Source organism: Neisseria sp. P0006.S004, from assembly GCF_051963015.1.
Lineage (GTDB): Bacteria > Pseudomonadota > Gammaproteobacteria > Burkholderiales > Neisseriaceae > Neisseria.
In genome coordinates this window covers 1-734 of the sequence record NZ_JBQCUS010000022.1, presented here as the reverse complement: position 1 = coordinate 734, position 734 = coordinate 1, and the positions used below count along the sequence as shown (strand labels likewise).

Annotated in this window: 1 pseudogene; it reads right to left on the bottom strand. The window is 55.2% G+C overall.

The window, feature by feature from the left end:
- A pseudogene (locus ACTHR2_RS10515) lies at window positions 1-734 on the bottom strand (RHS repeat protein); the annotation flags it as partial.

Below are 734 nucleotides of genomic sequence, written 5' to 3'. Positions count from 1 at the left end.
TTTCAGACGGCCTTTGCCTATCCTTCTGCCCAGGGCGTCGTAGGTGTAGGCCCAAGTCTCTTTCGTGCCGTCTTTTTTGAAGATTTCCGCTTTAACCAGTTGGTCGTGCAGGTCGTAGAAATAGTTCTGTACTTCGCCGTCGGCCAGTTCGCGGTGGATCAGGTTGCCGAAGTGGTCGTAGTAATAGGTCGTGCCGTTGTAGGTTTTCAGGCGGTTGTCGGGGACGGTAGGGCTATTGTTATCGGACAGGATATTGTGCGCGGGGTCGAAGGCGAACAGTTCGTTGCCGGCTTGGGTAATCCGGCCCAGTTTGTCGTACTCGAACCGGGTCGTGCTCGTCCGCTGGTCGGTACTGTGGGTTAGGTTGCCGGTACGGTCGTAGCCGTAGCTGCGTTTGACGGCATAAGCCGATGCTACTGCATTTTTAGCTGTTTCGGTCTGCGTCAGGTCGTTGAGTGCGGCAATTTGCCTTTTCAGACGGCCTAAGGGATCGAGTTCGTAACGGCTGGCGAGTTTACCCTGTGTACGGTAGATTTCGCGGTGCAGCTTATCACGTTCGATGTCGGAGATGACTTCGTCGTCGAGGCTGATTTGGTGCAGGTGGCCGCTGCCGTAATACAGATAGTTGATTTGTCTGCCGTCGGGCAGGACGGTGGTGGTACGGTTGCCGTTGAAGTCGTAGTGGTAGAGGATGCTTTCGGTAACGGGCAGGTACAGCATGTCGTACTGCGCAT